Origin of the sequence: Tianweitania sp. (genome assembly GCF_032053605.1) — a bacterium.
In the GTDB taxonomy this organism is placed as follows: Bacteria; Pseudomonadota; Alphaproteobacteria; order Rhizobiales; family Rhizobiaceae; genus Tianweitania.
On sequence record NZ_DAMBUH010000050.1, the window covers coordinates 1 to 24,479 of the forward strand.

Genomic DNA, 24,479 nt, shown 5'->3' on the forward strand with positions numbered 1-24,479 from the left:
CGGCGCAGGCCAATGGCCGTCAGCTATATCTCCGCCGCGCCCGACTGGAAGCGCTGGTGGCGCGGCTGCGCGCGCAGGGGCACCGCGCGCCTTCGGTCACCTGGCCGGACCTTGTGCGTGGCGACGATGCCGATGCGGAGATCGGTGAGATCGTGGAAACACAGCGGCTGAACTTCGAGGCCTGGACATCTAAGCTCAACAGCGATGTCGGTCTGCTGGAGCAGAACATCGCCTCGCTGGATTTCCGCAGCCGGGGTTATGACCTGCAGCGTTCGGCGATGGAAAAGCAGCTGGCTCTTCTCAACGAGGAGTTCGAGGGCAAGCAGGTGCTGTTGAAGCAAGGATTGATGCGCGCCACCGAGATCAAGTCGATCCAGCGCGCCATTGCTGACTCGGAAGGGCAAATCGGCCGGCTTGTGGCAGAGATCTCGGAGACCGGCGCGCAGGTCGTGAAATCGCGGCAGCAGATCGAGCAGGTCAGCAACACCTATGTGCAGGCGGCGCTCGACGAGTTGCAGAAGGCCCAGAGCGAGTTGGACTCGATCCGCGAGCAGTCCCGCGAGGCCGACAGCGTGCTGCGCCGCTCCACCATCGATGCACCGGTGGCGGGCACGATCATCCGGCTTTATTACCATACGTCCGGCGGCGTGATCGAGAGCGGCAAGGCGATCCTGGAAATCCTGCCGTCTGACGTGCCGCTGATCATCGAAACGCAGGTGCCGCGCAACCAGATCGACAATTTAAAGGTCGGCCAGCACGCGACGGTGCGGCTGGTAGCGCTCAGCGCGCGCACCACACCGGTGCTGAATGGCGAGGTTGTTTACGTTTCAGCGGACTCACTATCCAGCACGCCGAACGGTGCCAAGGAAGTCTATCTCGCCCGCGTGACCTTATCGCCCGACGAGATCGCGCGTGTGCATGGCTTCCACCCCACACCCGGCATGCCCGCCGAAATCCTGATCCAGACGGCGGAGCGCACCTTCTTCGATTACCTGACCAAGCCGGTACGCGACAGCATGGCCCGCGCTTTCATGGAGCGCTGAATGCCCAGACCGGCGGTTCATGCCGCCGGTCCGAACCCGTCGTTTTTACATCGGGCGACCGCCGGTCACCGGAATGATGGCGCCCGTTGTATAGCTGGCGTCGTCGGAGGCGAGATAGACATAGGCAGCGGCCAGTTCGGCTGGATGGCCGGCGCGCTTCATCGGCGTGTTGGACCCGAACTTCTCCACCTTTTCCGGCGGCATGGTGGAGGGGATCAGCGGCGTCCAGATCGGACCCGGCGCAACGCCGTTCACGCGGATGCCTTTTTCCGCCACCATCTGCGCTAGGCCTTGGGTAAAGTTGTAGATCGCGCCCTTCGTGGTCGCATAGGCGAGCAGGCCGGGCGAGGGGTCCTCGGACTGGATCGAGGTCGTGTTGATGATCGACGCGCCATCCTTCAGATGCGGGATCGCTGCTTTCGACAGGAAGAACTGGCTGTAGATGTTGGTGCGGAAGGTCTTGTCCCATTCTTCCGTGGTCAGATCGGCGATATCGTCGATCGTCGCCTGATGCGCGGCATTGTTGACGAGGATATCGAGCCGCCCGAATTCGTCCACAGCGCGCTGGATGATGGCCTTGCAGTGGCTTTCTTCCGCAATATCGCCCGGCATCAGGATCGCCTTGCGGCCGGCCTCCTCGACCAGCTTCGCGGTGTCCTGCGCATCCTTGTCTTCGCTGAGATAGGAGATCAGCACATCCGCCCCTTCACGCGCAAATGCGATCGCCACGGCACGACCGATGCCGGAATCGCCGCCGGTGATGATGGCCGCACGGCCTTCCAGCTTGCCGCTCCCCTTGTAGCTTTCTTCGCCATGGTCCGGGCGGGGATCCATCTTGTCGGTCTCGCCGGGCATGGATTGCTGCTGGCTGGGATGCGGCGCCTTGAGTTCGGGATAGCGCGTGTTGGACATGTCGTTTTCCAGGATGAGATCGGTTGTTGCGTGTTCGGGGTGGGGTGCAAGGACAACTGAAGCGCTGCACTGTTGTTCCAACCCAGCCGCCGCGTTCCGGCAGGTATGGTGGGAACCATCCTGGTCTTTTACGCCTTCTTCCCGCGAGATAACGGAGGCAAGCATGTCCGACACCAGCACCACCACCATCACCGGCACTTTTGCCACCCGTCGCGAAGCTGAAATCGCTGTCGAGCACTTGGTTCAGGAATATGGTCTGGACCGTTCCGACATCTTCATCGAGCCGCAGTCATCTGAAAACAGCGCGGGCACGAAAGCCTCGGGCGGCGATGTGGCGGAAGGCGAGCCGCAGGCCGATTCCGCGGAGGATGCTGCCCTGAATGGAGCGCTCCTGGTGTCCGTCGATATCAGCCTGGACACGCTGGACGATGCCGAAGCGGCGTTTCGCGAGGCGGGTGCAACCAATGTCTCGCGGAAATAAGCATGTCCGAGCTCACATCTTTTGAACTCGAGGGATCGCTGAACGGTCAGCGCGAGGTGCTCACGCTGATCCTGACGCATTTGCTGCGCAATCCCGACGAAGCCTTCACCAAGGCTCTGGAAGAGCGCCTCGCGCCCTCCAACCAGCAGGAAGATCCCGGCGCCGTGCCGCAGGCGGCCTTTGCCGTGGAAGCGGCTCGCGCGCGCGAGATCAAGCGGATGGTGGACGACGCCAAAGCGCGGGTTCGAAGCGGCGAGTAGACGCGGCTGTTCACCCTTCAGCGGGCCGGTGAACAGCATTTCCCGGAACACTTCTGCGTCCTAACGCTTTGGGACGCATACATAAGGAGATCGAAATGGTTACGACCGTCGGAACGGAAGACACTTTTCACAAGCTGATCCAGAACCTGCTCATCCTCGAGCACGATGCGATCGCGGCCTATGTTTCCACCATCGAGAAGCTGGAAGACGCGACGTTTAAGGCCAAGATCGCCGAGTTCAAGTCTGACCACGACAGCCATGTCGCGGAACTGACGCGTCTCGCCGGTTCGCTCGGCGTCGAAGCGCCTCAGGAAGGCGACATCAAGGAGTATTTGACGACCGGCAAGGTCGCGCTGGCGTCGATGATCGGCGACAAGACCATCCTGAAGGCGATGTCGACCAACGAGATCGAGACCAAGATGGCCTATGACCAGGCCTCGCAAAACGCGTCCGCCACCCCGGAAGCCCGCACCTTCTTCCAGAAAGCGTTGGCCGACGAAACCAAGCATAAGGCCTGGATGGACACCGCCGTAGCGGCATAAAGCCTTTCCCGTCGCGTGATACTGAAAGCCGTCTCCGGCCAACCGGGGGCGGCTTTTTCTGTATCGATGACTGGCTGGTCAGCCGATCAACTGATTGGCGACAAGCTCCTGCTTCATGAGCTCCGCAATGTCCGACTGGCGTGACAGGCAACGCGAGGTCGGTCCCGCCACCACGACGGACAGCTTGCGCTGGTTCAGCTCGATGGGCAGCGCCACGCCGGAAAGATCCGGGATGTATTCAGAATTGCTGCAGTGGTAGCCACGCTGGCCAGCTTCCTTCAGCTCCGCTTCCACGGCTTCCGCGCTCATCGGCGTGCTGGTGGAAAAATCCTTGAAGGTGATACGCCGGTAGATCGCCTCGCGTTCGCGTTGGCTGAATTGTACCAGGATTGCGCGTCCGGCTGAGCTCGCGTGAATGGGCACCCGCGTGCCGGCCTGCGCGAAATAGCGGATCGGCTGCTGCGATTCACACACATGCACGAAGATCACGTAAGCGCCGGCAGCCTGACCCACGGCGGTGGTTTCGCCGGTCTTTGCCTGGATCGCTGCAATCGCCTCCACGAGTGATGCGGGGAGGGGATCGGCCGCGGCGATCTCCTTGACCGTGCTCATCCAGCGCGAGCTCGGATAATAGCCGCCGCGCTGGCGCGGTTCGTAGAGATAGCCTTTCTCGGCCAAAGTCGCGACGAGGTTGAAGGTGCTCGAGCGCGGCCATCCCAGACTGTCGGAAATTTCCGCCATGGTCGCCGGCTGCTTGTGGCGGGCGAAATATTCCAGCAGTTCGAGAACGTTCGCGGCCTGTTTTACCAGCATGCGCGTTCAACCAGAACGGGCTGCGCAGCCACGGTCATGAAGCATGTCCTTCCGCCTTCAAGAACCAAGGCCACCATCCCCCGCATTATCGAGCCTGGCACCAAATCGCCGGACGATCCCTAGCTGCCGCAGCTTGGAGCGGCGAACAAGGATAATCTGCAATTCATCCACTTGCGCTCGGAATTTAGATGGTGGAATTTTGCCTCGTCATTCCAACCATCCGCTTTGTGGGATCGTGACCATGGACGACCGTGCGCGCCAGTTCATCGCCCATTCCACACTGCTCTTCATTGCGTCGCGCAATGCGGCGGGTGCGATGGACGTGTCGCCGCGCGGCGGTCAGCCCAACGTGGTCAGTCTGCGCGAAGACGGCGCGATCCTTTTGCCGGATTACCTCGGCAACCGCCGTCTGGACACGATCGGCAATGTTCTCGCCAATCCGGACGTGGCGCTGCTGTTTTTGAATCGGCGCTGCAACGACTATCTGCGTGTTGCGGCACGTGCCGAGATTTTGCAGGCCCCGGATGATCTCGCTTTATTCCCGGCGGATGAAAACCCGCCGCTCAGCGTCATGGTGCTGACGCCAACAAGCTGGAAGTGGGTGCACAGCGACGTGTTCGGCGATGCCGGCTTCTGGATCGATCCCGCCTTGCGCAAGCCGCCGCTCGATCTTGGCGGCGTTTATGGGCAGGAAGGGCAGTGGCAGGCAGCCGGCGGGCGCGTGTTCGTTCGGCGGGACGCGGCCGGCGAAACCGAGCTGGAGCGTTCCGGCATCCGCGAGCATTACGGCACGCCGAGCACCCTGGTTCAGCAGAAGGTGTATCGCGCAGCCGGCCCAGGCTTCATGCCCTTTATCGATCAAGCGCCGTTTATCGTGCTGGCGCGCGAAGACCACAACGGTGCGATCACGGTCGAGCTTGCCGGCGGAAGACCACTGCGGCGCGATCCTGCAACCAATCAGGACGCTTTTCTTCTCGAAATCCGCCCCGCTGAAGCTGGTGATGCCGCTTGGACCCATTCCGGTGAATGCGCATTGCTGGCGGCCGAACCCGGCCGCTGCGAAAACATCAGGCTGAACGGCACTTACCGCGCTGTTGCAGGGGATGCCGAAACGACGCCGCAGATCAGCGTGTTGCCGGAAGAAATCTACTTCCACTGCTCGGCCGCCTTTTCCCGCTCGCGGATATGGACCGATGCGCGGCCGTCGGCCTGGACCGGCCTGCGCGCGTTCCGCTGTGTAGGGCGCAAGCAGGAAAATGCGGATGTCGTGTCCTTCCTGTTCGAGCCCGAAGACCAAGCGCCGGTCGGGCCGATCGCGCCCGGCCAATATGTGACGCTGGCGCTTCCCGGGGATGATGTGCAACCGCCGCGCCGGCGCTGTTATTCGGTGTCCGCCACGCCGACGCCTCGAACCCTGCGCCTGTCCGTGCGTCGCATCGGCGCCGGTGGCGTGTCGGATCTGCTGCATCACACGATCCAGCCCAGCAGCGAGGTTCTGCTTGGTGCGCCGGGCGGTCAGTTCATCCTGAACAGTCAGGCGGCGCGCCCGGTCGTGCTCGTAGGTGCCGGGGTTGGCATCACGCCCTTGTTGCCGATGGCGCAGGCGCTGGCCGCGGCTCCGGATGGGCGCGAAGTCTGGTTCGTTCATGCCGCGCGCAGCAGCAAGCATCACCTTTTTGCCGACGAGGTCGTGCGTGTGGTGGAGCAGGCCGGCGAAAGCTTCAAGCTTTTCACCGTGTATTCTCAGCCCGATGATGGCGACGCCTTTCATCATCATGGCCGCTTGGACGCAGCCACGCTCGCCACCCTTGTGCCCGTCACCGAGGCCGACTTTTATATTTGCGGGCCGGATGCCTTCATGGATGCATTGAGGGACGGTCTCGTGGAACTCGGTGCTGATCCCGCCAATATCAGGATGGAGGCCTTTGAAGCCAAAGCGATCGGGCTGGCTGGGTTGCTGGCGAGTCAGCAGTCAGCCGTGACGCCGTGTCAGGTGCAGTTCGCCCGGTCCGGCAAAACGGCGACCTGGGATCCGCACAAGGGCTCGCTCCTCGATCTCGCTCTGGCTGAAGATGTCGAGATCCAATATTCCTGCCGCAGCGGCGAATGCCAGTCCTGCGTTCAGAAGATCGTCAGCGGCATCACCGATTATCCGGCCGGTAACGAGCCCTTGCTGGCTTATGGCCAGGTTCTGCTATGCCAAGCCGTTCCGCGCGGCGATCTGGTGCTGGATTGCTGACGTTTCAAGCCTGTTCCAGACAGGCGGCCAGGGTTTCCGAGAACAGCCGGATGCCCATCGGGATTAGCTCGTCGCGAAAATCGTATTCCGGCGTATGAACGCGCGGCCAATCCGGCCCTGAACCCAGAAACACCATTGCCGATTTCGCCCCGCTGAGGCCGAAGCGGCCAAAATCTTCGGAGCCGTAGGACGGCACGGTCTGTTCCTCGTGGCTGATGCCGGCGCGTTCCATGCCGTTCAAAAGGATTTCCGTAGCGCTGGCGTCATTGGTGCAGGCGAGAAACACATCGTCATATTCGTGTTCGTGCTTCAGACCATAGCGTGCTGCGGCGTCGGCCACGAGCGCTTCCACCTTTGCCGTCAGCGCATTCATTTCCGCGTCGGCTACCGTGCGCAGCGTGGCAAAGATGCGTGCTTCGCCGGGTGCGATGCCGAAGACCGGTTCGCCCATGGATGCGTGCGTTACCGTCACCATGGAAAAACCCGGACCGAGCGGCTTGCCGCTGCCGCAGGCTTCGAGCGCGGGCATCAGCTCTGCAAGGGCCTTCATGGGCGAACGGCCGTCACTTGGCCTCGACGCATGCGCGGTGCTGCCCGTCAGCTTGATCTTGATGCCGCTGGACGCGCAATTTGTGGCGCCGGCACCGAGCTTGCCGTAGCCGAAGGCAACATCGGGCGCATTGTGGAGCGAGAAAGCCCAGTCGGGTTTAATTTCGCTGTAACGGGGATCGGCGATCACGGCTGCCGCGCCCGCGCCGTCTTCTTCCGCCGGCTGGAACATCAGGATGACGCGGCCGCTGGTTGGACGTGCGCGTGAAAGGATCCGCCCGAACCCCAGCAGAATCGTGGAATGGCCGTCATGGCCGCAAAGATGCGCCTTGCCCGGCACTGTCGAGCGATGGTCGATCTGGCCTAGTTCCTGGATCGGCAGGGCATCGAGTTCGGAGCGGAACAGGACGGTCGGTCCAGGCTTGCCGCTGTCATAGATCGCAGCCACGCCGTGGCCGCCCATATCCGTCAACACCTTGTCCGGGCTGGTTGAAACCAGCATGTCGCAAACCCGCTTGGCGGTTTCGCACTCTTCGCCGGAGATTTCCGGTGTGCGGTGAAGCTCGTGCCGGAATGCAGTGAGTTCGGCGAGGTCTTCTTGCGTCGGCAGGGGAAAAGACAAGCGGTTCGTCATGATCAGCGGCTCGCGAAAGTGTTGGGCAGGGCTTTGTGGTTCGTTCCCAGCAGCAGCGGGCTGCTTTGAAAAACAGCTCTTCCCTAGCGGCATCAAGACGTGCATTCTTCCCGTCACCGACGCCCAGCTGCTGAAAAGCTGGTCACGTCGAAGAGTGTGCCTTTCGTGTTGACACTATTCAAGATCCTGATCTACAAATTCCCATAAGGGAACAAAGGCGCCGCAAAAGTCGGCTTTGATGCAGCAGTGATCGAATGTTGCTTGGCTGTTCGACAGATTAGCCGAGCCGTTCAGAAGACATGCGCATCAGGCTTTCTGAAAGAGCGCCTGCTAGCCTCGACTTCATAGAATAAGCAGGTCCGATCAACGGGCCGCAGGCAGACGGCGTATCTTTTGCGCCGAAATGGAAGGGCTTAAACTGTGCGCAGTGATCTGCTCGGCTATGTCGTGCGCCGAATTTTGCACTCGATCCCGCTTGTCTTCGGCGTGTCGGTCATCGGCTTCGGCATCATGCATCTGGCGCCCGGCGGCCCCTTGTCGGTTTACACGCTGAACGGTTCGATCACGGCAGCCGATATCGAGCGGTTGCGGGTTTCGCTCGGTCTCAACCAGCCGCTTCACGTGCAGTATTTCGGCTGGGTCAAATCCATGCTCGAGGGCTCCTGGGGCTACACCCTGTTCGGCGGCCGCCCGGTGCTGGACGTGATCCTGGAGCGTTTGCCCGCAACGATTCTCCTGATGGGAACGTCGACGGCGCTGGCCGTTCTGATCGGAACGCTGCTCGGCGTTTTGGGCGCTGTGCGCCGTTATTCGATCTTTGATTATCTCGCCACCACCGGCGCCATGCTGGCTTTGTCTTTCCCAACCTTCTGGTTCGGGCTGATGGCGATCTACATCTTCGCGATCGAGCTTCGCTGGCTTCCATCCGGCGGCATGTACGACTTCGGCGAAGAGGGCAATGTCCTCAATCTTCTGCAGCATCTCATTCTGCCGCTGCTGGTCCTGACCCTGGTTCTGGTGGCGAGCTGGAGCCGCTACGCACGCTCCAGTTTCCTCGAAGTGATCCAGCAGGATTATGTCCGCACCGCCCGATCGAAGGGCTTGAGCGGCAGCCGCGTGCTGTGGCGCCACGCTTTCCCGAACGCGGTGATCCCCCTGATTGCGCTTCTCGGCGTGCAGTTGCCGACGCTGTTTTCCGGTGCCCTTGTGGCCGAGACCATCTTCAGTTGGCCGGGCATGGGCAGGCTCTTCGTGGATGCGCTCAGCATGAAGGAATACTCGATCCTGATGGGCTTGGTGATGTTCACGGCCCTCCTGGTGATCATCGGAAACCTGGTTGCGGACGTCGCTATCGCGCTAATCGATCCGCGCGTGAAACTGTCCTGAGGGGAGGGTGAGATGAGTGTTGCCGCTGTCGACGCCCGCGCGCCAAATCGCACTTATGCCAGCCTGATCCTGCAGCGGTTCCTGAAACACCGGATGGGTGTTTTGGGCGCGGTTGTTGTGATCCTGCTTTGCTTCTCCGCCTTGTTCGCGCAGTTCCTCGCGCCGCATGATCCGCTCCTCATCAACACGTCGAAGCGGTTCCTGCCGCCTTTCACGTCCTGGGATTTTCCGCTTGGAACGGACGATCTGGGCCGCGACACGCTGAGCCGCCTTCTGTTCGGCGGCCAGGTTTCGCTGATGGTGGGCGTCGTCGCCATGCTGGCAACGATGGTGACGGGAACGCTGGTCGGGCTGGCGGCTGGTTATTACGGCGGCGTGGTCGATAACCTTCTGATGCGCTTGGTCGACACGCTGCTGTGCTTCCCGCAGGTGTTCCTGCTGCTGGTGATCGCCGCCTTTGTGCCGCCGACCATCCTGTCGATTTCGCTGATCATCGGCCTGACCTCGTGGATGGAAGTGTCGCGCATCGTTCGTGCCCAGGTCTCCACCATCAAGGAGATGGATTATGTGCAGGCATCGCGCGGTTACGGCGCATCGAACTGGCGCATCATGCTGGTCGAGTTGATGCCCAACATCCTGGCACCGGTTCTGGTCGCCGCGACGCTCAAGGTCGCGACCGCCGTGCTGATGGAATCTTACATCAGCTTTCTCGGCTATGGCGTTCAGCCGCCCATGGCCAGCTGGGGCAACATGCTCACCAACGCGCAGGGCTATTTCGACACCGTGCCCTTTCTGGCGATTCTGCCGGGCATCCTGATCACGCTCACCGTGATGGGCTTCAATTTCCTGGGCGATGGTCTGCGTGACGCCTTCGACGCCAGGCTGAAGATGGATCTTTGAACGCATAAACAACAACAAGAACAGGGGAACGACAATGACGACGAAACTGACCATGAACCGTCGAACTCTGATCAAGAGCGCGGCCGCATCCAGCCTGATCCTGCCGGCCACCGGCCTGTTCCGCCCGGCCATCGCTCAATCCAACCGTGAGCGCGTGATCTTCACGACCAATCAGGAGCCCGTGCAGTTCAACCCGCTGCTTTACGCCAATGGCGGCACGGACACGATCGTGGAAGCTCTGGTGTTCGATGCGCTTTGGGACGTGGACGATCAGGGCAACTTCATCCCCAATCTCGCGGCCGAGCTGCCGACGCGCGAAAATGGCGGCATCTCGCAGGACGGCCGGACCTGGCGCGTCAATCTCAAGCGCGACGTCAAGTGGAGCGATGGTCAGCCTTTCACAGCCAAGGACGTCGAGTTCACCTACCAGACGATCGTCAATCCCAAGGTCGCCGTGCGCTCGCGCAGCGGTTTCGAACTGATCGACACGTTCAAGGTTGTCGATGATTACACCGTCGAAATGACCCTGACGCGGCCTTACGTGCCGTTCTACTGGGCTTGGCAGAGCATGCATATCGTGCCCCATCACCTGCTTTCGGGTGAAGCGGACATCAACACGTCGGGCTTCAACACCGAGCCGATCGGCACCGGCGCCTATACCTTGAAGTCGCGTACCGCCGGCAGCCACATGGTCTACGAGGCGAATGCCGGATACCATCGCGGCGCGCCCAAGATCCGCCAGTTCATCCACAAATTCGTGCCCGACCAGCTCGTTGCCTATGGCCAGATGCGCACCGGCGAGATCGACGTGTTCGGGTTGATGGGCATTCCCTATGATCGCTGGGATGAAGCCAAGGCGCTGCCGAACCGCAACTTCGTTCTGGCCCCGCAGCCATATGTGCAGTTCATCTATTTCAATACGGAAAAGCCGCAGTTCACCGATCCGAAGGTGCGAAAGGCGCTCTACATCGCCTGCGAAATGCAGAAGTCGATCGACGACATCAACTTCGGCACGACACCGCGCACGCTGTCTTACCTCCACACCTCGCATTGGGCCTACAACAACGCGCTGAAGGAAGAGACCGCTAATCCCCAACTGGCCGAGAAGATGCTCGACGAAGCCGGCTGGCGGCGCGGAGCCGACGGCATTCGCGAAAAGGATGGCGTGAAGATGAAGTTCACGATGTCCACCACCGCCGGCGCCCCACCGCGCCAGGCCAGCCAACAGCTGTTCCAGCAGAACTGGAAACAGATCGGCGTGGAGATGGAGATCAAGAACATGCCGGGTTCGGTTGTGTGGGGCGAGTACACCACCAAGTCGCAGTTCGACACGCTGTTGGTGGCTTGGGAGCCGCCGGTCGGCATGGACCCGGATTATGCCTCGCGCTGCCATTCCAAGGCCATCGGCAACGGCGCAAATTATACGCAATACAAGAACCCCGAGGTCGATCGTCTGCTCGACGAGGGCGTCACCCAGACCGACGTCGAACAGCGCAAGGAGACCTACGGCAAGGTGCAGCAGATCCTGCTCGACGAAGTGCCGTTCGCGCCGCAGTTCAGCGTGGTTCAGGGCAACATGTCGACCAGCGCGCTGAACGGCTTCAAGGCCAACCAGTATGTCACGGATGCCTGCTGGAACGTCCACGAATGGGCCTGGGCCTGATCAAAAGAAGGACTGGCGCGCCAGGTCGCGCGCCGGTCTTCCTGCAAGCGGAAATTGGTGGATCATGGTCGCTGAGATCACTGCGGAACGACCGGGCTTCCTGAGCCTGGCACGGCCTAGCGAAGGACGCGCGATGAACCAGCCGATCTTGTCGGTTGACGATCTGTCCGTGTCGTTTCGCACCGATGCGGGCTGGCAGAAGGTCGTTCGCAACATTTCCTTCGATGTTGCCGAACGTCAGACGGTTGCTCTGGTTGGTGAATCCGGTTCGGGCAAGAGCGTCACAGCCTTGTCCATCATGGGCCTGACGCCGATTGGCTCCAGCCGGGTCGAAGGCAGCGTGAAGCTCAACGGCCGCGATCTCCTGGCTTTGCCGGACCGGCAGATGCGCAAGGTTCGCGGCAGCGAGATCGCCATCATCTTCCAGGAGCCGATGACGAGCCTCAACCCCGTTCACACGATCGGCCACCAGGTTTCGGAAGCGCTCCTTTCACACGGCAGCGTGTCCCGCACCGAAGCCCGCGCAGAAGCATTGCGGCTTCTGGAGCGTGTGCGCATTCCCGCCGCCAAGTCGCGCTTCGACGAGTATCCACACCGCTTTTCCGGCGGCATGCGCCAGCGCGTCATGATCGCGATTGCGCTCGCCTGCCGCCCAAAACTGCTGATTGCCGACGAGCCGACGACCGCGCTCGATGTCACGATCCAAGCGCAGATCTTGGAGCTCATCAAGCAGCTTCAGGAAGAAGAGGGCATGTCCGTCCTGTTCATCACGCATGACATGGGCGTCGTTGCCGAGATCGCCGACCGCACTATCGTCATGTTGAACGGCGAAGTGGTGGAGCATGACGAAACAAGCGCCATCTTCCGCAGCGCAGCCCATCCCTACACCCGCGCGCTGCTGGCTGCCGTTCCCAAGCTCGGCTCGATGACGGCGTTCACGCAGCCGCGCCGCTTCCCCATCGTCGATCGCACCACCGGCGTAGCCGACGAGCCTCAGGAAACGCCCGACACCGTCAAGCCAGACGATCAACCGCTTCTCGACGTGTCCGGCCTTACAACGCGTTTCGAGGTCCGGTCCGGCCTGCTCGGCAAGGTGCAGGCGCGTGTTCATGCCGTGGAAAACGTGTCCTTTCAGCTGCGTGGCGGCGAAACGCTGGCGCTGGTGGGCGAATCCGGTTGCGGCAAGTCCACCACCGGCCGCTCCGTGCTGCGCCTCACAGAGCCGCTAAAAGGGTCAGTTCGCCTCGAGGGCAAGGAGATCCTGCAGCTTTCACCGGAAGAGATGCGCAATCAGCGCCGCCACATGCAGATGATCTTCCAGGACCCGTTTGCCAGCCTCAACCCGCGCATGACGGTAGGCGCGTCGATTGCCCAGCCGCTGATCGTCAACGCGTTGGCAGACCGCGCCGAGGCGCCGGATCGCGCGAGAGCGCTTTTGAGCCAAGTCGGCCTGCAGCCGGACATGGCCGGCCGTTTCCCGCATGAGTTTTCCGGCGGCCAGCGGCAGCGCATCTGCATTGCCCGGGCGCTGGCGCTCGAACCGCGCCTGATCGTTGCTGATGAAGCGGTGTCGGCGCTCGACGTTTCGGTGAAGGCGCAGGTCATCAATCTGATGCTCGAGCTGCAAAGTCAGATGGGCCTGGCCTACCTGTTCATCTCTCATGATATGGCAGTGGTGGAGCGTGTCAGCCACCGCGTCGCCGTTATGTATCTCGGCGAGATCGTCGAGATCGGTCCGCGCGCCGCGATCTTCGGCAATCCGCAGCATCCTTATACGCGCCGCCTGCTGGATGCCGTGCCGGTGCCCGATCCCACCCGCCGCCATGCCCAGCGGGTGGTGGTGAACGAAGAAATCCGCAGCCCGATCCGCGCGCCGGATTATGTGCCCCCCATCAGGCAATATCGCGAGGTCACGCCTGGCCACGCGGTTGTTGTCGACGCCTGACCCGACCCTCACAGGACCCGCTTCCAGTCTCAGCCATGCGATACTCTGCCTTTTCAGTGTTCCGGAACGCCTTGGACAAACATCGGGGCTGGTCGTCGGCCTGGCGGTTTCCCGAGCCCAAGCCGCATTACGACATCATCATCGTGGGCGGAGGCGGTCATGGCCTGGCCACCGCGCATTATCTCGCCAAGGAGCACGGCATCACCAACGTCGCCGTCTTGGAGAAGGGCTATATCGGTTCGGGAAATGTCGGTCGCAACACGACGATCATCCGCTCGAACTACCTCTTGCCGGGCAACAATCCCTTCTACGAACTGTCGCTGAAACTGTGGGAAGGGCTGGAACAGGACTTGAACTACAATGCGATGGTCTCGCAGCGTGGCGTTCTTAATCTCTACCATTCTGACGCTCAGCAAGCCGCCTATACCCGCCGCGGCAACGGCATGCGGCTGCATGGCGTAGACGCAGAAATGCTCGACCGCGCCCAGCTCAAGACCATGCTGCCCTTCATGGATTTTGACAATGCCCGCTTTCCCATTCATGGCGGATTGATCCAGCGGCGCGGCGGCACCGTGCGCCATGATGCGGTGGCCTGGGGCTATGCCCGCGCTGCCGATGCCCGCGGCGTCGATGTGATCCAGAACTGCGAGGTTACCGGCATCCAGCGTGAAAACGGCCGGGTGGTCGGTGTGGAAACCAGCAAGGGCTTTATCGGCTGCAACAAGCTCGGCCTGGCCGCTGCCGGCAATTCCTCGCGTGTGGCGGAGATGGCCGGTTTGAAATTGCCGATCGAAAGCCACGTGCTGCAGGCCTTCGTGTCGGAAGGCCTGAAGCCGTTTATCGACCATGTCGTCATTTTCGGCGCCGGCCACTTCTATGTGTCGCAGTCCGACAAGGGCGGTCTGGTGTTCGGCGGCGATATCGACGGCTACAATTCCTATGCCCAGCGCGGCAATCTGGCGATCGTGGAGCATGTCGCGGAAGCAGGCCTTGCCATGATCCCGGCGCTGTCGCGGATCCGCTATCTGCGCTCATGGGGCGGCGTCATGGATATGTCGATGGACGGGTCGCCGATCATCGACCGCACGCCGATCGACAATCTCTATCTCAATGCCGGCTGGTGCTATGGCGGCTTCAAGGCGACGCCCGCATCCGGCTTCTGCTTTGCGCATCTCCTGGCGCGCGGCGAACCGCATTCGGTGACCCGCGCCATGCGTCTCGACCGCTTCGAGCGTGGTTACGCGATCGATGAAACCGGCCGCGGCGCCCAACCCAATCTTCATTAGAGCAGATCATGGCCAGTCTTATTTCCTGTCCGCATTGCGGCTCTCGCCCGAAGGAAGAGTTTGAGATCAAAGGCGCTGCCTTGCCTCGTCCGACACCCGACGCCTCGCAGGCCGAATGGTTCGACCACGTTTTTTTGCGAGAAAACCCACGCGGTCGTTACGATGAATACTGGCACCACGCTGCCGGCTGCCGACGCTGGCTCGTTGTGACGCGCGACACCGCCAGTCACGAGGTGGAAGCCTGCCGCGATGCGGCCGAACGGGTGTCGGCATGACGTCTTACAGACTAACCACCGGTGGCCAGATCGACCGGGCAACCACGCTGCCGTTCACCTTTGACGGACGCAGTTTTGCCGGTCATGCCGGCGATACGCTCGCCTCGGCCCTACTCGCGAACGGCCAGCAGCTGGTGGCCCGCTCGTTCAAATATCACCGACCGCGCGGCATCCTGACGGCGGGTGCGGCCGAGCCGAATGCCCTGATGACGATCGGCACCGGCGGCCGCACGGAACCGAACACGCGCGCGACCGTGCAGGAGCTTTATGCCGGGCTGGAAGCGCGCAGCCAGAACCGTTGGCCGTCGCTCAGCTTCGATGTCGGCGCGGTGAACGGGCTGCTTTCGCCTTTCCTGAATGCCGGCTTCTACTACAAGACCTTCATGTGGCCGGCTTCCTTCTGGGAAAAAGTCTATGAGCCGCTGATCCGCCGCGCCGCAGGCCTTGGCAAAGCGACCTTTGAAGCCGATCCCGATGCTTACGAGAAGGCGTGGGCGCATTGCGACCTGCTTGTTGTGGGTTCAGGGCCGACCGGCCTTGCCGCCGCACTTACCGCTGCACGTGCAGGCTTGCGCGTTGTTCTGGCCGACGAGCAGCCGGGTTTCGGCGGCACGCTTCTGTCGGAAACCGCGGTCCTTGATGGTCTGGCGGCAACGCAATACGTGGCACGCTGCGTGGACGAATTGCGCAGCCTGCCCAACGTCAAACTCCTTTCGCGCACCACCGTGATCGGCTGGTATGACAGCAATGTCTTCGGCGCGGTCGAGCGGGTTCAGAAGCACGTGGCGGTGCCGGCGTCAGGGCAACCGGTCGAACGATTTTGGCGCGTCGCCGCCAAGCACGCGATCCTGGCGACCGGCGCGGAAGAGCGGCCCTTGGTGTTCGGTGGCAACGACACGCCGGGTATCATGATGGCCGGTGCCATGCGCACCTATCTCAATCGCTATGGTGTCGCGCCGGGCAGGAAAGTTGCGATCTTCACGATCAACGACACCGGCTACGCGCTGGCTCAGGATCTTGAGAAAGCAGGCGTCGACCTCGTCGCCATTATCGACAGCCGCGCGCAGTCATCCGTACCGTATGCGGGCAAGGCGAGGGTACTGCGCAGTGCGCTTGTCACCGACGCCAAAGGCGGGAAGGCGCTGTCTTCTATCCAGATCAAGCAGGACGGCCGCTTTCAATCGATCGATGTGGATGCGCTGGGCGTGGCTGGCGGATTCAGCCCGATCATCCACCTGGCCTGTCATCGTGGCGGCAAGCCGGTCTGGTCCGACGAACAATCCGCCTTCCTGGCGCCCGACAACCTGCAAGGCCTGTCTCTGGCCGGCTCCGCCGCGCGTACCGGCAACCTTGCCGAGTGTGTTGCGCACGGTTCGACCGAGGCGTTGGCGATTGCCACGCAACTCGGCAAAAGCGGGACGCCGATCTCCGTTCAGGTCGAAGGCGACCTTTCCGGCCGTATCGAGAAGCCGCTCTGGTCGATCCCGGATGTCACGGGCAAAGCTTTCGTCGACTATCAGAACGACGTCACGCGGCGCGACCTCGATCTTGCCGCGCAAGAAGGCTTCGGCCATGTCGAAATGGCCAAGCGCTACACCACCAATGGCATGGCGACCGATCAGGGCAAGCTGTCCAACATCAACGCCATTGCTCTGCTGGCCGAAGCCCGCGGCGTGTCGCCGGCGCAGGTCGGCACAACCACCTTCCGCCCATTCTACACGCCGGTGTCCTTCGGCGCGCTGACCGGTGCCGCCAAGGGAAAGCACTTCCAGCCCGTGCGCAAGTCGCCGCTTCATGAGTGGGCGGCCAAGAACGGAGCGACCTTCATCGAAACCGGGCTCTGGTATCGTTCGGCCTGGTTCGCGCGACAGGGCGAAACCACATGGCGCGACAGCGTCGACCGCGAAGTGCTGAATACACGCATCAATGCCGGCCTGTGCGACGTGTCGATGCTCGGCAAGATCCAGATTTCCGGTCGGGATGCCGCGGCTTTCCTTGATCGCGTCTATTCCAACGGCTTTGCCAAGCTGCCTGTCGGCAAGGCTCGTTACGGCCTGATGCTGCGCGACGATGGCATGATCTATGATGACGGCACGACCAGCCGTTTGGCCGACGATCGCTACTTCATGACCACCACCACGGCCTATGCCGCCGGCGTCATGAGCCATCTGGAATTCTGCTCGCAGGCGCTGTGGCCCGAACTCGACGTGCGGCTGGCTTCCGTCACCGATCAATGGGCGCAGATGTCGCTCGCCGGCCCCAAGGCGCGCACCATCTTGGCAGACATCGTCGATGAAGACATTTCGGACGAAGCCTTTGGTTTCCTCGCCGCACGCGAAGTTTCGCTGTTGGGCGGGCAACTTCGCGGATTGCTGTTCCGCATCTCGTTTTCCGGCGAGATGGCCTACGAACTCGCTGTCCCCGCCGGCTACGGCGAAAGCGTTGCGGATGCGCTGACGCAGGTCGGTGAGCCACACGGTATGTGCGCTTACGGCGTTGAAGCGCTCAACGTGCTGCGCATGGAAAAGGGCTTCATCACCCATGCCGAGATCGACGGCACCGTGACGCCGGGCGATCTCGGTCTGGCCAAGATGGTGTCGGCCACCAAGCCGGACTTCATCGGCAAGCAGATGCTCAAGCGCGAAGGTCTGTCCGATCCGCTGCGGCCGCGTCTCGCCGGCCTCCTGCCGCTCGATCCCACCCAGAGTTTCCGGGCCGGATCGCACATCCTGTCGAAGGACGCCGCAGCGACGCTGGAGAACGATCAGGGCTATGTCACCTCGAACGCCTGGTCGCCGCACCTGAAGTCCTCGATCGGCCTCGCGCTGATCATTCGCGGCCCCGAACGGCATGGCGAGGAGGTCGTGGTCTGGAACGGCCTTTACAACGAATTCACGCCGGCCCGGGTCTGCGATCCGGTTTTCCTTCATGCGGCAGATGAGAAGCTCGATGCCTGATTTTCAACTTCACCATCGGGCCGCGCTGGCGGGCGTCACGGCGATCAACGGGGCGCGCATTCGTGTTTCGCCGCTACCGGAAGGAACCGTGCTGCAGGTTCTCGGTTCACCGGCAGAGGTCGGAAAGAGCGGGGAGATTGCGGAAAAATACGGGTTTTCTGTCCGAAAAAACGGGCCAACTGACCGGTTTTGGGTTGCAGTTCAGCCGGTTTCTTCCGGTTTTCTGCCGGAAATTTCCGCTCAATGGCCCGAATTGACCGTTGTCGACCAGAGCCACGGCCGCGTCCGCATGGCGATCGAGGGTGACGCGGTTGAGGATGTTCTGGCCAAGGGCACCGGCCTCGATCTGGCCAATTTCGAGGTCGGTTCGGCGACCACAACCCTGATCGGCCACATCGCCACTCACATCACCCGCACCGCGCCCGACCGCTTCGAATTGATGGTGCTCCGAGGCTTTGCGGAAAGCCTTTGGCACGACCTCGAAACGATGAGCCGCGAGTTCATCTGAGCTTGCGGCAGCGTTGACTTTCAAGAAAACAGCGGAACGGACCATCCCATGACCTTCGATCCCCGCTCCGTCGCCGGCAAGACGCTCGACATCGCCTCGCGCATTGAAGTGCTGGTTGTAGGCGCCGGACCCGCCGGTTTGGCTGCCGCTAAACAAGCGATCGACGGCGGCGCGACCGTGATGCTGGTCGACGAGAATCCGGTGCCGTTCGAGACGATGGGCGAAAGCGTGCCGCAACTGTGGGGCGGGCTGATGGGCGGCCAGATCCGCAACCGCAATGCGATGACCGAGCGCATGCTGGAAGCGCGTCCGGAACTGGCCGATCTGTTCGAAGCCGGCGTCGATATCAGGCTGGGAACGGCGTGCTGGGGCCTGTTCGTGAACCACGCCAACCTCAACTGGATGCCAGGTTCGATCGCCGGACTGGCCGATGTTGATGGCGGCAGCCAGCTGATCGGCTTCGATCAAGCCATCGTGGCGACAGGCCGGCGCGATATGGGTCTGGCCTTCCACGGCTGGGACCAACCCGGCGTCGGCGGCATCAGCGCCGCTGCCACACTCGCCACGCTGTACGGTGCGCTTGAAGGCAAGGCGGCGGTAGTTCTGGGCACGACGCCTGAAACGCTGTTGTCTGTGATCGACCTCGTCAAGGCTGGCGTGACGATCAAGGCCATTGTCGAGCAGGGCGATCATCCCTTCGCGGACGCCACCCTCGTTGCGCGGATCAAGGCGCTTGGCATTCCCATTCTGACCGGCGAAACCGTGCGGGGCGCGGATTTCGACACCAGCGGCATCCACGGCATTCGTTTGCGTGACACGGAAATTGCCTGCGACAGCATCCTGCTCGGATTGGGCGCTGTTCCCGTGATCGACCTGCTGCAAGCGGCCGGCGTGCGTACGATTTTCGATGGCAGTCGCGGCGGCTTCGTGCCGGTTCTGGGCGATGCCGGGAGCACGACGCTCGCCAATGTTCGCGCAGCAGGCGATTGCGCAGGCATCTGGGGCACGAAGTCGGCGGACGAGCGTGTGTCGCGCCGGGAAGGCAGGATCGCTGCCGATGCCGCGCTTGGCGCGTTGGGGAAGGAAGTCGGTTCAGGGCAGGAACCGCCAATCGCGACGGTTCCGGACGCCGCGCTGGATATCGGTTTCTACCGCAAGCAGTGGGTGAAAACGGTTCTTGAAACGCTGCGCGATGATGTGCCGGTTTGCCAATGCGAGGATGTTTGGGCGCACGAAATCCTCGAAGTGCATCCGCCGCGCTATCTCAACGCAGAGGCGCGGGTCGAACCAAAAAGCCTGACGCAGTTGCTGGGTGAGGGGCCACCCAACCCCGATCAGGTCAAGCGCCTGACACGGGCGGGCATGGGCCATTGCCAGGGACGGCGATGCCGCGAACAGGTGCAGGCCATGCTTGCCTTGCAGGAGAACCTGGAACTGGGCGCCGTGTCGCTTGCTGCTTACCGCAGCCCCGTGCGGCCCTTGAGTTTGCGGGATCTTTCACCAGCCCATGAAGATCCGGCGATGGCCGAACAATGGGACTCCTGGTTCGGCATGCCCCGGCAATGGACACCTCACTGGGAAATCGAGAAGCGCTACACGGTCGCCAGCCTGTCCAGGGAGACAGATCATGTCACTGAATGAACAGGGGGAACGGCTCGGCGGCGATGACAGACCGGCTGGCGCCTCCGTGGTCATCATCGGCGGCGGTGTCACCGGGTTGAGCACGGCGTTCTGGCTGGCTGATGCCGGCGTCGATGTTCTCGTTCTGGAACGCGGTGTCGCGGGCTGGGAAGCGTCGGGGCGCAATGGCGGCGGTTGCACCCATCCGCAAAGCCCGCTGTTCAACGAAGAACAGCGTTTGTGGCCGATGATGGATCAGATCCTCGGCTATCCCACCGAGTTCCAGCCCAAGCGCATCCGCATGGCGCTGACGCCGCAGCAGTTCGAGCTTTACTCGCGTTCGGTGCGCAACTCGCAACAACAAGGCTTCGAGGTCGATGCCCTCGATGCCAAGGAGGTGCGCGACCTCGTTCCGCTTGCAGGCGACACCGTCTATGCCGGCCATCTCTATCACTTCGGCGGCCATGCCAATCCGCATCGCACGGTGCAGGCCTATGCCTGGGCACTGGCCGATCGGGGCGGCCGTTTGCGCCAGCATGTCGCTGTTACCGGCTTCACCACGGCAGGCGATCGGGTCACCGGCGTGCAAACCGACAAAGGCACCTTCAGCTGCGATCACGTTCTCATTGCCGCGGGGCCGCAAACCGGACGCTTGGCTGGCCTGCTCGATGTCGCGATCCCGCTGCGCACCGCGCGCGCGGAAATGATCGTGACCGAGCCGCTGCCCTTGATGCCGATCGGCGGAACAGACGGAGCCGGTCTTTACGGCCGCCAGACTTTGCGCGGCAATCTTGCTTATGGCGGCGGGCCGCATGAATGGGTGGAAACGGAGGAGATGCCCACGGCAAACCGGCCTTCCACACCGCTTGCCGGGAACATCGCGCAGCGCGTGGCGCAGCTGTTTCCCAAGGCAGCGCATGCCAAGGTCATTCGCTCCTGGGCCGGCATTATCGAAAACACGCCGGATGGCCGCCCGGTGCTCGATCAGCCAGAACCTTGGGCAAACCTGACCGTCGCAACCATGTCGGGCGTCGGCTTCGGCCTCTCGCCGGCAACCGGTCGCGCCTTGATGCAGTTGATCATGCACGGCCGTTGTGACTTTGCCGATCTTTCCACCCTGCGGCTCGATCGCTTTGCCGACCTTGAACCGGACTGGGATGCCTTGCAAGGCTGGCTGCCACGCGCGGTTGCGGCGGTTTGATGCCGAGCGCCGTCGCAGCGGCGATGACTGATCGCTGACCTACTTCTAATCGATTCTGTTGTTGAAGCGGTGCTTGAACAGGATCTTAGCAAAGCCTGCTCGTCATCTGACGCCAGGCCAGACACACACGATCGATGCGGTGAAAGCATCGTGCGTGAACTTTCAGAAAGTGGGAACCGGATGGTGGGCGTGACAGGGATTGAACCTGTGACCCCTACGATGTCAACGTAGTGCTCTCCCGCTGAGCTACACGCCCATCCGTGGCGCGGCTTACACCATTTTGCCGCCGCGTCGTCAAGTGAGGTTCTCGCGCTTTTGTGGCGCTTTGCTTGTTTCCTACAGGAAGGTGGCAAACAACGTGCAGGCGAGAGGTGATGCCGGGTCCACGGGTGACCCAAGCATTGGATAAACCAAGCGGCTCAGGCCGCGTGGAGCATTTTTTCGACTTCGTTGACGAGGTCGCGCAGGTGGAAGGGTTTTGACAGGACCTTGGCGTCGCGCGGTGCCTTCGAGTCGGGGTTCAGCGCGACGGCGGCGAAGCCGGTGATGAACATGACCTTGAGGTCAGGGTCGATCTCGGTGGCGCGGCGGGCGAGTTCGATGCCGTCCATTTCCGGCATCACGATATCGGTCAGAAGCAGGGAAAACGGCTCTTCGCGCAGACGCTCATAGGCGCTGGCGCCATTGTCGAAGTCGCTGACGTCATAGCCTGCACGCTCCAGCGCCTTCACCAGGAACCGACGCATGTCATTATCGTCTTCCGCAAGAAGAATGCGTTTCATCGAACCCGTCCGATTATCCTCGACCACACGCCAGAGCGGGGTCTTAACCATGGTAGAGATATGCGGGCGGGAGGGTAAACATCCAGTGAATGGAACCGCTCAATTCCAAGCCTGTTGCTCTCGCGCTGGACAGGGCAAGGGGCGCGTGGCACGGTCATCGGCTATGAATAAGGGCGTAAACAGGGGCAATGCTGCGCGTTGTCCGGCGGAGTTTTAGAGGGTGACGGCTACCAAGGATTTTCCGGCCGGCGCCTTTACGCTGAGACAGCCCGCTTCGCATGATGCCCCCTTCGTGTTCAACTCACCCCATAGCGGACGGTTCTATCCGCCGCGCTTCATGGCAATGACTCGGCTCGATGCCTCGGCAATCCGGCGCTCGGAGGATTTCTTTGTCGAAGAACTGTTTGGCGGCGTGGTCGGCCTCGGCGCACCGCTGCTGCACGCGCATTTTCCGCGCGCCTATCTGGATGTGAACCGCGAACCGTTCGAGCTCGACCCCAAGATGTTTCGCGAACAGCTGCCACCCCAGGCCAATGTGCGCTCCGCACGTGTGGCAGGTGGGCTCGGCACTGTGCCGAAGCTGGTTGCCGAGGGGCAAGAGATCTATGCCAGCCGCCTGCCTTATGCGGAAGCGGCCGGCCGCATCGAAGATCTTTATCTGCCCTACCATGATCAGCTTGCCGAGCTGCTGGCGCGAACCTGGGCTGCGTTCGGCACGGCGGTGCTGGTGGATTGCCATTCGATGCCCGGCAGCGTGCGGGTGGGGGATCACGGTGCGCGGCCCGATTTCATCGTTGGCGACCGGTTCGGCGCGGCGGCCGCCTCACCTTTGTCGGAAGCGGTGATCGGGCTGCTGACCGGCATGGGCTACACTGTGGCGCACAACCGGCCTTATGCGGGCGGGTTCATCACCGAACATTATGGCCGTCCCGCTGACGGCGTCCATGCCATCCAGATCGAGGTCAATCGCGGCCTCTACATGAATGAGCGGACGCTTCAGAAAACGGCGGGCTTCGATCCTCTTGCGGACGACCTGACGCGGTTTTGCGCGACGCTGATGGGCTTGTGGACGGAGCTGATCTGGCCGACGCCGCTTGCTGCGGAATGATGCGGCGCGGCCTTCCAGATAAAAAAAGACCGCATCACGGGTGCGATGCGGTCGAAGTCTAGGGAGGAAACGCCCAAGGAGGGCATGAGCAGAAAATCTGCTCACCCTCACGCTAGGCGCGCCGGCTAAGAGCGTCAAGCTATAAAATGAGCTGATTTTGCGAGTGCCTTTTATTAAGGCATAATGCTTGGGAAAGAGGATGGGATTGATGACGGATGCAGCTATTTTCCGCCGCCTAGCTGCGGCGGCCGCAGAGCAAACGCTGCCGCGCTTCCGCCAGGCGGGTGCTGTCAGCAACAAACTGGCATCCGGCTTCGATCCGGTCACCGAGGCCGACCAGGAAGCCGAGCGTGCCATCGTTACGCTGATCAGCGAGACCTATCCCGAGCATGGCATTCTCGGCGAAGAGCACGGCACCAAGCAGGGTGACGGCCGTCATGTCTGGGTGATCGACCCGATCGACGGCACGCGCGCCTTTATCTCCGGCCTGCCGGTCTGGGGCACGCTTGTTGGCCTGACGGAAAATGGCGACGCGGTGGCTGGCATGATGAGCCAGCCTTTCACCGGTGAGCTGTTTTATGCGACCCGCAGCGGTGCCTTCTATGAGGGACCAGGCGGCAACCGGCCGTTGAAAACGCGGCGGGGGGCGAGCCTCGGCGACGCCACTTTGTTCACGACAACGCCGGCGATGTTCAAGGGTGACAAGCGGGCGGTCTTCGATCGTCTGGAAAGCAGCGTGCGCCTGTCGCGCTACGGCGTCGATTGCTACGCCTTCGCCATGCTGGCCGCAGGCAGCGTCGATCTGGTGATCGAAGCCGGCTTGCAGCCTTACGACATCGTGGCGTTGATCCCGATCATCGAACAAGCGGGCGGCGTCATCACCACTTTCGACGGGGGCTCTGCCGAGGGCGGCGGCGATGTGATCGCGGCGGGCTCAGCGGAGTTGCATGCGGCGGCGCTGGATCTGATCCGGTCCTGACCTATTCCGTGCCCGGCACGAAGGCATCGAAGGCGGCCATGAACTGATCGCGAAACGTGTCGCGCTCTTGCAGGAGCTCGTGCTTGGCGCCGTCCACTGTCAGAAGCGAGCCGGAACGGAGGCGGCGGGCGTAGAGCTCGATCGCTCGGGTGGATACGATCGTGTCGTTGCCGGCTGCCACGAACAAGGTCGGGATATGCATGCGCGACACGAAGGCCTGTTCCTGGATTTCCGCCGACGCGCGTGTCATGGCGCGCACCCAACTGGCGGTAGGGCCGCCCAGCGCCAGTTCAGGATGGGCGGCATAGATCGCCTGGTTGCGGCGGTAACGGTCGAGGTCGTTGGTGACCTTGTTGGTTTCGAACGGCGCGGCTTCGCGCGGTCGCGGGCCGCTGC

General features: G+C 62.2%; 22 protein-coding genes and 1 tRNA gene. 17 read left to right on the forward strand and 6 right to left on the reverse strand.

The annotated features are described in order from the left end of the window. On the forward strand, positions 1 to 1,043 hold a 1,043-nt coding region (locus RTX98_RS12365), incomplete at its 5' end, for an HlyD family type I secretion periplasmic adaptor subunit (RefSeq protein WP_312796906.1). A 45-nt stretch (positions 1,044 to 1,088) separates the two neighbouring features. Here the strand turns inward: RTX98_RS12365 and RTX98_RS12370 are convergent. Then, entirely contained in the window at positions 1,089 to 1,955 is an 867-nt protein-coding gene (locus RTX98_RS12370; RefSeq protein WP_312796908.1) for an SDR family oxidoreductase, read from the reverse strand. Between the two features lie 163 nt (positions 1,956 to 2,118). Here RTX98_RS12370 and RTX98_RS12375 point away from each other — a divergent pair, with 163 nt between their 5' ends. From RTX98_RS12375 to RTX98_RS12385, 3 genes are all read left to right on the forward strand, one after another. After that, positions 2,119 to 2,436 (forward strand): hypothetical protein, encoded by a 318-nt coding sequence (locus RTX98_RS12375; protein WP_189503111.1) that lies wholly within the window; start codon positions 2,119 to 2,121, stop codon positions 2,434 to 2,436. 2 nt (positions 2,437 to 2,438) lie between these two features. After that, positions 2,439 to 2,696, forward strand: coding sequence for a hypothetical protein (locus RTX98_RS12380; RefSeq protein ID WP_312796912.1), 258 nt, complete (start codon positions 2,439 to 2,441; stop codon positions 2,694 to 2,696). 95 nt (positions 2,697 to 2,791) lie between these two features. Further along, a complete protein-coding gene (locus tag RTX98_RS12385; protein WP_312796914.1) occupies positions 2,792 to 3,238 on the forward strand; it encodes a ferritin-like domain-containing protein in 447 nt (148 codons plus the stop codon). A 78-nt stretch (positions 3,239 to 3,316) separates the two neighbouring features. Here RTX98_RS12385 and RTX98_RS12390 read toward each other — a convergent pair whose 3' ends face one another. After that, positions 3,317 to 4,051, reverse strand: coding sequence for an IclR family transcriptional regulator (locus tag RTX98_RS12390; protein WP_312796915.1), 735 nt, complete (start codon positions 4,049 to 4,051; stop codon positions 3,317 to 3,319). A gap of 241 nt (positions 4,052 to 4,292) precedes the next feature. Between RTX98_RS12390 and RTX98_RS12395 the strand changes: the two genes are divergently transcribed. Beyond that, positions 4,293 to 6,290 (forward strand): FAD-binding oxidoreductase, encoded by a 1,998-nt coding sequence (locus RTX98_RS12395; RefSeq protein WP_312796916.1) that lies wholly within the window; start codon positions 4,293 to 4,295, stop codon positions 6,288 to 6,290. Positions 6,291 to 6,294: 4 nt separating this feature from the next. Here the strand turns inward: RTX98_RS12395 and RTX98_RS12400 are convergent, their stop codons facing one another. Then, positions 6,295 to 7,473, reverse strand: a complete 1,179-nt coding sequence (locus RTX98_RS12400) for an amidohydrolase (RefSeq protein WP_312796917.1) — start codon at positions 7,471 to 7,473, stop codon at positions 6,295 to 6,297. A gap of 432 nt (positions 7,474 to 7,905) precedes the next feature. Between RTX98_RS12400 and RTX98_RS12405 the strand changes: the two genes are divergently transcribed. The 10 genes from RTX98_RS12405 to RTX98_RS12450 all read left to right on the forward strand — a co-directional run bounded on the left by RTX98_RS12405 (position 7,906) and on the right by RTX98_RS12450 (position 21,214). Further along, positions 7,906 to 8,859, forward strand: a complete 954-nt coding sequence (locus tag RTX98_RS12405) for an ABC transporter permease (RefSeq protein WP_312796933.1) — start codon at positions 7,906 to 7,908, stop codon at positions 8,857 to 8,859. A gap of 12 nt (positions 8,860 to 8,871) precedes the next feature. Then, positions 8,872 to 9,759 (forward strand): ABC transporter permease, encoded by an 888-nt coding sequence (locus tag RTX98_RS12410; protein WP_312796918.1) that lies wholly within the window; start codon positions 8,872 to 8,874, stop codon positions 9,757 to 9,759. A 34-nt stretch (positions 9,760 to 9,793) separates the two neighbouring features. Then, a complete protein-coding gene (locus tag RTX98_RS12415) occupies positions 9,794 to 11,422 on the forward strand; it encodes a peptide ABC transporter substrate-binding protein (protein ID WP_312796919.1) in 1,629 nt (542 codons plus the stop codon). Between the two features lie 133 nt (positions 11,423 to 11,555). Continuing rightward, a complete protein-coding gene (locus RTX98_RS12420; RefSeq protein WP_312796920.1) occupies positions 11,556 to 13,367 on the forward strand; it encodes an ABC transporter ATP-binding protein in 1,812 nt (603 codons plus the stop codon). A 35-nt stretch (positions 13,368 to 13,402) separates the two neighbouring features. Beyond that, entirely contained in the window at positions 13,403 to 14,653 is a 1,251-nt protein-coding gene (locus tag RTX98_RS12425) for a sarcosine oxidase subunit beta family protein (RefSeq protein ID WP_312796921.1), read from the forward strand. A gap of 8 nt (positions 14,654 to 14,661) precedes the next feature. Further along, the gene (locus tag RTX98_RS12430; protein ID WP_312796922.1) at positions 14,662 to 14,928 is read left to right on the forward strand and encodes a sarcosine oxidase subunit delta; all 267 of its coding nucleotides are present in this window, start codon (positions 14,662 to 14,664) and stop codon (positions 14,926 to 14,928) included. Continuing rightward, complete coding sequence (locus RTX98_RS12435; RefSeq protein WP_312796923.1) at positions 14,925 to 17,885, forward strand: sarcosine oxidase subunit alpha family protein; 2,961 nt, start codon at positions 14,925 to 14,927, stop codon at positions 17,883 to 17,885. Before RTX98_RS12430 ends, RTX98_RS12435 begins: the two co-directional genes overlap by 4 nt. Beyond that, a complete protein-coding gene (locus RTX98_RS12440; protein WP_312796924.1) occupies positions 17,878 to 18,393 on the forward strand; it encodes a sarcosine oxidase subunit gamma family protein in 516 nt (171 codons plus the stop codon). Before RTX98_RS12435 ends, RTX98_RS12440 begins: the two co-directional genes overlap by 8 nt. Before the next feature lie 48 nt (positions 18,394 to 18,441). Then, the gene (locus tag RTX98_RS12445) at positions 18,442 to 20,034 is read left to right on the forward strand and encodes an FAD-dependent oxidoreductase (RefSeq protein ID WP_312796925.1); all 1,593 of its coding nucleotides are present in this window, start codon (positions 18,442 to 18,444) and stop codon (positions 20,032 to 20,034) included. Continuing rightward, positions 20,021 to 21,214 (forward strand): FAD-binding oxidoreductase, encoded by a 1,194-nt coding sequence (locus RTX98_RS12450; protein ID WP_312796927.1) that lies wholly within the window; start codon positions 20,021 to 20,023, stop codon positions 21,212 to 21,214. The genes RTX98_RS12445 and RTX98_RS12450 overlap by 14 nt, the downstream gene beginning before the upstream one ends. A gap of 181 nt (positions 21,215 to 21,395) precedes the next feature. Here the strand turns inward: RTX98_RS12450 and RTX98_RS12455 are convergent. Further along, positions 21,396 to 21,470, reverse strand: a tRNA-Val gene (locus RTX98_RS12455). A 163-nt stretch (positions 21,471 to 21,633) separates the two neighbouring features. Next, positions 21,634 to 21,996, reverse strand: coding sequence for a cell cycle two-component system response regulator CpdR (cpdR, locus tag RTX98_RS12460; protein ID WP_189503098.1), 363 nt, complete (start codon positions 21,994 to 21,996; stop codon positions 21,634 to 21,636). A gap of 220 nt (positions 21,997 to 22,216) precedes the next feature. Here cpdR and RTX98_RS12465 point away from each other — a divergent pair, with 220 nt between their 5' ends. Together RTX98_RS12465 and hisN are read left to right on the forward strand one after the other, a co-directional pair. Then, positions 22,217 to 23,104: an N-formylglutamate amidohydrolase gene (locus tag RTX98_RS12465; protein ID WP_416223117.1), complete on the forward strand. Its 888-nt coding sequence runs from the start codon at positions 22,217 to 22,219 to the stop codon at positions 23,102 to 23,104. Positions 23,105 to 23,309: 205 nt separating this feature from the next. Beyond that, positions 23,310 to 24,083 (forward strand): histidinol-phosphatase, encoded by a 774-nt coding sequence (gene hisN / locus RTX98_RS12470; protein ID WP_312796930.1) that lies wholly within the window; start codon positions 23,310 to 23,312, stop codon positions 24,081 to 24,083. A 1-nt stretch (position 24,084) separates the two neighbouring features. Here the strand turns inward: hisN and RTX98_RS12475 are convergent. Continuing rightward, positions 24,085 to 24,479 (reverse strand): serine aminopeptidase domain-containing protein (locus RTX98_RS12475; protein ID WP_312796931.1); only part of this gene is annotated, 395 nt, incomplete at its 5' end.

Excerpts from the sequence above, each read along its gene's own strand:
- RTX98_RS12430 (WP_312796922.1), top strand. The coding sequence starts at position 14,662 with ATGGCCAGTCTTATTTCCTGTCCGCATTGCGGCTCTCGCCCGAAGGAA.
- RTX98_RS12445 (WP_312796925.1), top strand. The coding sequence starts at position 18,442 with ATGACCTTCGATCCCCGCTCCGTCGCCGGCAAGACGCTCGACATCGCC.
- RTX98_RS12440 (WP_312796924.1), top strand. The coding sequence starts at position 17,878 with ATGCCTGATTTTCAACTTCACCATCGGGCCGCGCTGGCGGGCGTCACG.
- RTX98_RS12450 (WP_312796927.1), top strand. The coding sequence starts at position 20,021 with ATGTCACTGAATGAACAGGGGGAACGGCTCGGCGGCGATGACAGACCG.
- RTX98_RS12395 (WP_312796916.1), top strand. The coding sequence starts at position 4,293 with ATGGACGACCGTGCGCGCCAGTTCATCGCCCATTCCACACTGCTCTTC.
- RTX98_RS12380 (WP_312796912.1), top strand. The coding sequence starts at position 2,439 with ATGTCCGAGCTCACATCTTTTGAACTCGAGGGATCGCTGAACGGTCAG.
- RTX98_RS12410 (WP_312796918.1), top strand. The coding sequence starts at position 8,872 with ATGAGTGTTGCCGCTGTCGACGCCCGCGCGCCAAATCGCACTTATGCC.
- RTX98_RS12385 (WP_312796914.1), top strand. The coding sequence starts at position 2,792 with ATGGTTACGACCGTCGGAACGGAAGACACTTTTCACAAGCTGATCCAG.
- RTX98_RS12435 (WP_312796923.1), top strand. The coding sequence starts at position 14,925 with ATGACGTCTTACAGACTAACCACCGGTGGCCAGATCGACCGGGCAACC.
- RTX98_RS12390 (WP_312796915.1), bottom strand. The coding sequence starts at position 4,051 with ATGCTGGTAAAACAGGCCGCGAACGTTCTCGAACTGCTGGAATATTTC.
- RTX98_RS12425 (WP_312796921.1), top strand. The coding sequence starts at position 13,403 with ATGCGATACTCTGCCTTTTCAGTGTTCCGGAACGCCTTGGACAAACAT.
- RTX98_RS12415 (WP_312796919.1), top strand. The coding sequence starts at position 9,794 with ATGACGACGAAACTGACCATGAACCGTCGAACTCTGATCAAGAGCGCG.
- cpdR (WP_189503098.1), bottom strand. The coding sequence starts at position 21,996 with ATGAAACGCATTCTTCTTGCGGAAGACGATAATGACATGCGTCGGTTC.
- RTX98_RS12375 (WP_189503111.1), top strand. The coding sequence starts at position 2,119 with ATGTCCGACACCAGCACCACCACCATCACCGGCACTTTTGCCACCCGT.
- RTX98_RS12420 (WP_312796920.1), top strand. The coding sequence starts at position 11,556 with ATGAACCAGCCGATCTTGTCGGTTGACGATCTGTCCGTGTCGTTTCGC.
- RTX98_RS12370 (WP_312796908.1), bottom strand. The coding sequence starts at position 1,955 with ATGTCCAACACGCGCTATCCCGAACTCAAGGCGCCGCATCCCAGCCAG.
- RTX98_RS12400 (WP_312796917.1), bottom strand. The coding sequence starts at position 7,473 with ATGACGAACCGCTTGTCTTTTCCCCTGCCGACGCAAGAAGACCTCGCC.